The sequence below is a fragment of the Milkweed yellows phytoplasma str. MW1 genome, from assembly GCF_000309485.1.
Taxonomy (GTDB): domain Bacteria; phylum Bacillota_I; class Bacilli_A; order Acholeplasmatales; family Acholeplasmataceae; genus Phytoplasma.
In genome coordinates, this window is the sequence record NZ_AKIL01000145.1 from 1 (window position 1) to 5,481 (window position 5,481).

7 protein-coding genes are annotated in these 5,481 nt (G+C 26.0%); 5 read left to right on the top strand and 2 right to left on the bottom strand.

The features are described from left to right. Positions 1 to 136: 136 nt before the first annotated feature. Positions 137 to 1,081, bottom strand: a complete 945-nt coding sequence (locus tag RI76_RS02600; RefSeq protein ID WP_017192596.1) for a rhodanese-related sulfurtransferase — start codon at positions 1,079 to 1,081, stop codon at positions 137 to 139. Positions 1,082 to 1,340: 259 nt separating this feature from the next. Next, positions 1,341 to 2,024 (bottom strand): hypothetical protein, encoded by a 684-nt coding sequence (locus RI76_RS02605; RefSeq protein ID WP_017192597.1) that lies wholly within the window; start codon positions 2,022 to 2,024, stop codon positions 1,341 to 1,343. Positions 2,025 to 2,481: 457 nt separating this feature from the next. Here RI76_RS02605 and RI76_RS02610 point away from each other — a divergent pair, with 457 nt between their 5' ends. The 5 genes from RI76_RS02610 to RI76_RS02630 all read left to right on the top strand — a co-directional run bounded on the left by RI76_RS02610 (position 2,482) and on the right by RI76_RS02630 (position 5,347). Next, entirely contained in the window at positions 2,482 to 3,087 is a 606-nt protein-coding gene (locus RI76_RS02610) for a sigma-70 family RNA polymerase sigma factor (protein WP_017192598.1), read from the top strand. A 193-nt stretch (positions 3,088 to 3,280) separates the two neighbouring features. After that, positions 3,281 to 3,616, top strand: a complete 336-nt coding sequence (locus RI76_RS02615) for a single-stranded DNA-binding protein (protein ID WP_017192599.1) — start codon at positions 3,281 to 3,283, stop codon at positions 3,614 to 3,616. Positions 3,617 to 3,987: 371 nt separating this feature from the next. Continuing rightward, the gene (locus tag RI76_RS02620) at positions 3,988 to 4,278 is read left to right on the top strand and encodes an HU family DNA-binding protein (RefSeq protein ID WP_017192601.1); all 291 of its coding nucleotides are present in this window, start codon (positions 3,988 to 3,990) and stop codon (positions 4,276 to 4,278) included. Between the two features lie 257 nt (positions 4,279 to 4,535). Then, on the top strand, positions 4,536 to 4,742 hold the full coding sequence (locus tag RI76_RS02625) for a hypothetical protein (RefSeq protein WP_017192602.1): 207 nt from the start codon (positions 4,536 to 4,538) through the stop codon (positions 4,740 to 4,742). A gap of 134 nt (positions 4,743 to 4,876) precedes the next feature. Continuing rightward, the gene (locus RI76_RS02630) at positions 4,877 to 5,347 is read left to right on the top strand and encodes a hypothetical protein (protein WP_017192603.1); all 471 of its coding nucleotides are present in this window, start codon (positions 4,877 to 4,879) and stop codon (positions 5,345 to 5,347) included. Positions 5,348 to 5,481 lie beyond the last annotated feature (134 nt).

Sequence of the window (5,481 nt, forward strand, 5' to 3'; positions counted from 1 at the left end):
AGAGTTACCACTAAACAGAATGCGTTATATTTGGTTTAGACATCTGCAAATTTGCGGAGCTCTGTTATTGTCAAAAGTCAAAATATTTTAACAAAAAAGAACAATTTTGATGACTTAATTATTTTTAAACTAATTATTATAAAATTGATTTATATTCTTTTTGATTGATATCAACATTATGTTTGATGACATAACTATTTTTAGGATGTTTTCGACATTCTTTCGAACAACTGCCTAAATATTTATGTTCGTTCTCTTCGCTGCATAAAATTTGTACGTTACAACTTGGATTAGCGCAGTTAATATATCTTTCACATGGTTTTTGGTCAAAATAATCTTTACCCACGATAACGTGTTCGTGTTGATTTACTTTAGTCGCTATTCTTTCGTCAAAAACATAAACTTGACCGTCAAATAATTTGCCTTGAACCTCTTCGTCTTGACCGTATTTAACAATACCGCCTTCTAATTGGTAAACTTCTTCTACCCCTTTTTGCTTTAAAAAAGCGGACATTTTTTCACAACGCACTCCGCCAGTACAATAAGTCAAAACTTTTTTATCTTTCAATAAAGAGATGTTTTGTTCAGCCCATTTAGGTAAATCACGGAAATTACGAACATTAGGGTTAATAGCGTTTTTAAAATGTCCTATATTATATTCATAATCATTACGAACATCCAACACTACTACATCTTTTTTTTGTAATAATTGATAAAATTCTTTAGGTTTTAAATAATTATTCGCTTTTTCTTTTAAAGAAATATCGTCTTTTAATTTTAAAGCCACAATTTCTTCTTTATGTTTTACCGAAAGACGAGGGAAAACATGTTTATCAGAAGGCTCTATTTTAAATTCTGTTTCTGAGAAACGCGGATCTTGTGCTAAATCAGCCATATAAGTGTTAATATCTTTTTCTAAACCTGATAAAGTACCATTAATACCTTCATGAGAAACAATAATTCTCCCTAAAAGCCCTAATTTTTGACAAAAGTTTAAATGACTTTTTTGAAAAGATTCAGGGTCTTCAATATGTGAATAATTATAAAATAAAATAACTAAATAAGGTTTTTTTTCGGCCATAAATTGCAATTCCTATCTTGTGAATAACTTTTTAAAAATATTTTAAGTGAAAAACAAAAATTTTTAAATGTCATAACTAAATATATTATAAATCGTTTTAACTCATTTTTACTAAAAAAATATATTAATTTTCTTTCTTTTCTATCTCTTATTCAAAAGAAGAACTCTTAAAAGATTTCAAGTACTTTCTTAAAAGAGTTCTAAAACGGAAATGAGCCATTGAATATGACTCATTTCTTCCTCTATGCTCTTCTTTTACTTAGAAGTTAATTTTTTCTAAAGAATATTTTTCTAAAACATATTCTAATTTAGGAGCTAAAAAAATAATTAATATACTGCCGATAACATAATAAATTATAAATAAAAAAGAGCTAAAAAATAAACAAAATTCCCAAGCTTGTCCCTTTTCTTTTAAACTGTATAAAAAACGCCATAAAAACAAATCTTTTTGCGAAGGGTTGATTCTTTGAAAATAAACAAAATAAGTAGAAAGAGAAGTGCTTAAAATTCTGGAAAAGACTATTGTAAACAAACTGATTAAAATAGTTTTTTTATTTTTTAACTGGTTAAAATCGTTTTTATAAAAAAGACCTGATAAACTAACTGATAAATCATAAATAAGGTAATCAAAAAGTAAAGTTAAGAAAAAATAAAAACATCCCAATTGATAAACTTCTTTAGTGCTGATGATATAAGCATAACTTTTTAATAAATGGAATAAAGTGTAAAAACAATTGACCGTTAAACCGTTTTTAAAACCTAAAACGAAACCTGATAAAAATAAAACAAGAAAAGATAATTTAAAAATTTGTCCTCCAAAAGGTAAAGTTAAAAAAGGTAAAAACCATTTTTGAAAATAATCCAACATTATAGACATTGAAATAAAAATAGAAATAATAATTATTTTACGTAAAACAAATTTTCCTGTCTGTTGTTTAACCATTGTTACCTCTTGTTACCTCTTTGAATTTGAACAATATTAAATGAAATTATTTTTTTCAATATCAATTTAATTTTATCATAACAAATATGGGAAAATGATTAAATATATAAAAGAGCTAATTATTTTTGATAAATGGTTTAAAGGAGGAAAAAGGTATTTTTGGTAGTTTAGATTAGATAAAAGGAAAGGCATTGTGTTTTTAATTGATTAAACTCTTTTTGAAGGATTCTAAATTCTTAATTATTTTATTTTGGGACTCTATTTTTTCACCCATTAAGGATAAGAAATGAGTTATTTTGTTTTTTTTCTTGGAGGAAATGAGGTGTTCCAAAACTTTAGACACTTTTTACTTTTTAAAAATTCTTTAAGACTAACCTATTAAGTTAGTCTTTTTTTATTATTCAAGACTAAAGTAATTTTCATATCTTTTCTAAAAACGTTTTTAGAAAGGAATAAAATGTTAAGACAAGAATTATTTAAAGATTTTTTAAAAAATAAAAAGAATTTAACAATTCGCCATCAACTAATCAATTTACATTTACCCTTAGCAAAAAAACTAGTTTCTAAATTTAAATATTATCCACGTGTCCTTAAAAAAGATGATTTATACCAAGAAGGAGTTTTAGGATTAATCAAGGCTTTAGATAAATATGTAGATTTAGGTTATGACTTTATTGCTTATGCGACACCAACTATAAAATCAGAAATCAGAGAATTAATAAGAAAAAGTCATTCTCCTTCAATTCCTCAAAAAACTCATAAAACTAATAACACTTCTTTTCAAGAAGAAAAACATTCATTGGAGAAATTAAATAGAAGTCCTAACCCACATCAATTATGGTTAAAACAAGCAAATCATGAACTCTTATTAAATAAACTCAAAACCAAACTAAGTAAAAAGGAATTTAATATCATTAGATTAAGTTTTGGCATTCCTTTAGGAAATATCAATGAAGATTATCAACCGAGTTATTCTAATCATGAAATAGCCTATAAACTTAATTTAACTTTAAGACAAGTAGAAGCTCTTAAAAATATAGCAATCAATAAATTGAAAAAATAAATGATATGAAACTAGAAAATATTTTCTATCTTTTAATATTTTGCTTGCATGGTTTGTTTCTATTATCTTTAGTTGAGACTATTACTTAGTTAGTGTAAAATTTAAATTCAATACAAAAAAAAAGAAAAACAACTTTAACAAATAACCACAAAATAATCAACATTAAAAATAATCAAAATAAGGAGAATAAAAAATGTTAAACAAAATTCAATTAATAGGTCGAATTACACATGACCTTAAAAAAGAATATATTCAAAGTAACAACGAACAAGTCCCTAAAATATATTTTCAATTAGCGGTTAATCAAACCAAAGACAAAGTTCAATATATTCCTTGTGTAGTTTTTAGAACCCAAGCTGAAAATTTTCATAAATACTTACATAAAGGATCGAAAATTTATCTTGAAGGAATATTATCTGTCCAAAAATACACCAACAACGAAGGTCAAAAGAAAACAAATACCAAAGTGATCGTACATAATGTCATCTTTTTAGATAATAAACCTCAAACTGATAATTTACCATTTTAAAACAAAAAAATATCGATGTTAAACATCTTAACTTTTCAAAAGAAAACCAAAATAAAGGAGAAAAAATAAAATGAATAAAATTTTAAAAGTTATATTATCTACTGCATGTCCAATAATAACTTTTTTTTAACTTTCAAAATAACTTCTTATTTTGAATTAAGCTCAGAAACTTTATTAAACACAATAGTGGCACTTGTAACACTTTTAATTTTAATAATTAATATTTTTTATATTTACACAATCGAAGAGGAGAAATAACATGAGCGACGCCATGACTGAAATCGCCCGCGGTACTTACTTCAAAGACCGCAGCAAATTAAAAACTAAAACTAAAAAAAATAATAAACCAAACAAAAAGGAGAAAACCAAAAATGACTAAAAAAGAATTAATCAAAAACATAGCTGAGGCAAATAAAACCTCAATTTCAAAAACAGAAGAATTTTACCATTCATTCGAACATACCCTAATAGAATCAATTACTTCCAACGAAGAAGTAATATTATCTTCTAAAATAGGTAAATTCATTTTAAAAACAAGAAAAGCTTATACTGGTAGAAATCCCCAAACAGGCAAAAAACTAAAAATTCCTTCAAAAACCATAGTAACTTTCAAATTATCTAAAACCATTAAAGATAAAGTGAAAGATTTAACATTAGAATAAAAAAATATCAAATAAAAGGAGTTTTACATGTCTAAAAAATTGATATATGCTGCGAATAGAGCAGCAGAATTAAAAGATGTTGGGATTTACAGCTAAGGAATTATTAGATACTGGATATACAGCTAAAGAATTAAAAGCCGCTTGAATAATAAAATTAAATAATTAAAAAAAGGAGAAATTAAATATGAATAAAAAAATTAAGAAAAAAAACAAAACCAAACACTAACGAAACAAACAAAAAACAAGTAACAAAAACAATGACTAACCCCAAACAAGAAAATATAACTATTATCCCAATAAAAAAACGCAATTTATTAAAACAAATCGCTTACATAACGATCATTTTACATTTTATTTTACAAGTCATTATTGTTTACTACGATAATAATATTCCCTGGTTAACAACGGGAATCAATAACTTTATTAATTTAATCAAATCAATCATCCCAGGAGGAACAAAATAATAAATAAAAACACAAAAACCCAAAACAAAATTTTAACGATAATTACAGCTATTATCGTACTCTTTTTCGTAGCTGCATCTATTTACGCCATCACTAATTACTTTTTTAAACGAAAACAAGAACAAATAAAAATAGTGACCGAAATTCCTTTATTTGACGTGTTCAGAACTGGCGGAAATAACGAAGATAAAGCTATTATACCACTTCCACTTCCAAATTTAAACCCTACAAAATACGCTCACACGATTTCATTCGATCATAAAGCAACTCTTAACTCCAACGGAATGGATATTAATACTCCATTATATTTAAAATTAAAAATGACATATGACACACATAACACTTTTGCCAATCCATCAAACTTTTTTTTACACGAAGTTAAAGTAAATAACGCAACTTACGATAACACTAAACGACCACAAATGATATTAAAAGACGGCAAAGGAGCGCTTCAAGTTCGCATCAATGTGGAACAAAAAGAAATCATTACTAATAAAAACCCTCAATTAACATTAATTTGTGATTACGAATTAGTTGACAAAAACGGTAACGCCTTTGGCGGCGGCAGTCAAACAATCGAACAAAAAATGACTCAACATGCATAATAAAACATCAAAAGACCAATTGAGGTGCCCCACAAAAGTGGATTCAAAAGAAAACAACTAATTGAACCAAATTGTTTATTAATTAAAATAAACAGTTTGGTTTTTTTATTTAGCCAAACTTAAAAAAGGAGTTT

Coding starts and splice junctions, on each gene's coding strand:
- RI76_RS02620 (WP_017192601.1), top strand. CDS start 3,988: ATGACTAAAAAAGAATTAATCAAAAACATAGCTGAGGCAAATAAAACC.
- RI76_RS02610 (WP_017192598.1), top strand. CDS start 2,482: ATGTTAAGACAAGAATTATTTAAAGATTTTTTAAAAAATAAAAAGAAT.
- RI76_RS02625 (WP_017192602.1), top strand. CDS start 4,536: ATGACTAACCCCAAACAAGAAAATATAACTATTATCCCAATAAAAAAA.
- RI76_RS02600 (WP_017192596.1), bottom strand. CDS start 1,081: ATGGCCGAAAAAAAACCTTATTTAGTTATTTTATTTTATAATTATTCA.
- RI76_RS02615 (WP_017192599.1), top strand. CDS start 3,281: ATGTTAAACAAAATTCAATTAATAGGTCGAATTACACATGACCTTAAA.
- RI76_RS02605 (WP_017192597.1), bottom strand. CDS start 2,024: ATGGTTAAACAACAGACAGGAAAATTTGTTTTACGTAAAATAATTATT.